Genomic DNA, 1,931 nt, shown 5'->3' with positions numbered 1-1,931 from the left:
TCTCCCGCCCTCCCCTGGGACCGGCACGGCCGCACCCGGGCGCATATCCCTGGCGAAGAACACAGCCCGAACGGGACACGCGCGCGGCATTCGACACCGACGCCATACAGAGGGCCAATGAAGCCCCCGGTCGGTCGAATCGCCCCGGACTGCCGGACACAGTGACGGCCCTCGATTGTTTGAACTGTTGCCATGAAGAAGACCACTGACGTGACGGGTTGGGAGACTGCGATGCTCGATGGAGGTCCCGCGGACGGACTACGGATGAAGGTCTCCGGCCGCCCGTGATCCAGGTGACGTACCGTTCCTAAAGACTGAGCGGGACTGTGAGTCCTGTTGCCAGAACTCGCGCTCAGCCGGACGCCCCGAACGGTGTTGGGCGTCCTGGTCCCCCGCGTTCGCTCCGCATCCGGCGCGCACGGATCGTGTCCGTGGTCCGGGAATGCGGGGGCGGGATCCCTCACGCCCCGGAGCCACCGGTTCGGCCTGGACGGTCCGATGCCCCACACGATCACTCCGGTCGTGTGGGGGCGGTGCCGTCCGTCGCCGGATCGGGTGCCCCAGGGCGCGCCTTCCGATCGCCACGGCGGCAGCGTCGTGGCGGGTGGTGATGCAGTTCTTGCTGGTGAGGGGTTTCTGCCAGTGTTGGGCGCCCCAGCGGCTGGTGTAGGCCGGGTCGACGGCGACGATGGTGATGCCGAGTTCGGCCGACATGCTCACGAGGCGGGCCCGGAGCCTGGACACGGGCATGCCGGAGATGAGCTTGCGGAAGCGTGTGCGGCGGCCGTGCTTCTCGCGGGTCTTCTCCGCCTCAAAGTCGAGGTCTTCGACCGCGATCGCGAGGTGGTGGCGTTTGGCCCAGTGCAGCAGGCGGATCAGGGCGTGCCGGATCTGCGCGTCGCGGTGCTGGGTGGTGCCGGACAGGTCGTAGAAGAACCGCAGGGGTTCACCGACCGGGTTGCCGTGTGTGTCCAGGCGCCAGGCGGCCAAATGGTCGGCGTTCATGTCGACACCGACCAGGCCGTTCGTGCGGGCCGCAGTCAGGGGAACGGTCTTGACCGGGGGGATCGTCCACGATGCGGTGAGGTACCAGCGCCCGCGCAGCACGTCTTCGTGGATGCGGTAGGCGACGGCCCGGTTCGCGGTCACGCGGTCGCGCCACTGCTCGCCCCGGTGCGCGAACACCACCCGCGCGGCGAGCAGGTACCGGCCGTGCGGGGCGTTCGCCAGATGAGCCAAAGGGGCCGGGAGTTTGAGGGAGACCTCGCCGTCGGGGGTGACGCGGATGGTCTCGTTGCCGAACCGCTTCCCGGACTCGCCGTCGGCCTGAAGGAACCGGCGCCCGGCCTGCCACCGCGTGCGCCACTGTTCCTCGGTGAGCTGCGCGGCGTCGAGGTGGTGGCGGGTGTTCAGCAGCCGCTTACCGCCCCGCACCACGTGCACGACGCCGACCTCACGATCGGCCCGCGCCGCCTCCAGCCGGTCAGCCAGCACATGCAGACGCCGGGTCTTGGCGAACCACTCCCGCCGGGTGCGGTAGCCACCCGGCGCCCGCTTGCCGCCCTTCTCCCCGACCGGCAGCGACAGCCGGTGCGCGATCGTGCGCACACCCGCTTCCAGGCTCTGGATGTGCGCGAGCTGACCGCGCCGGGCCAACGCCCACTGATCGTGAGTGGCCTTCGTGATGCTGCCCGCCCACCGCGAGGAGGACTCCTCGGTCAGGGCCCGCTTGCGCTCGGCCCACTCGTCGGTGTCGTGGTCCAGCCCGGCCGCGCAGCGCGCCTTCAGGTCCCGGGAGGCGAGCGTGCCCAGATGGTCACCGACGAGGCGAAGTACCTTCTCGTCCCCGGCCGTCAGGTGCTTGAGCCGGTCACGGACCGCCAGACCGGACGGCCCCAGGGCGACGAACGGCGCCGCCACCTCCCGCAGCC

The 1,931-nt window shown here is 70.5% G+C and carries 1 protein-coding gene; it reads right to left on the bottom strand.

Annotated features, from left to right (window positions below; translation table 11 throughout):
• Window positions 1–258 precede the first annotated feature (258 nt).
• A complete protein-coding gene (locus FPZ41_RS46270; protein ID WP_228023466.1) occupies window positions 259–1,929 on the bottom strand; it encodes a transposase in 1,671 nt (556 codons plus the stop codon).
• Window positions 1,930–1,931: the final 2 nt, after the last annotated feature.

It is taken from the genome of Streptomyces acidicola (assembly GCF_009377235.1).
GTDB lineage: Bacteria > Actinomycetota > Actinomycetes > Streptomycetales > Streptomycetaceae > Streptomyces > Streptomyces acidicola.
Note: the sequence above shows the minus strand (reverse complement) of the source record. Positions and strands in the feature narration are given on the sequence as shown.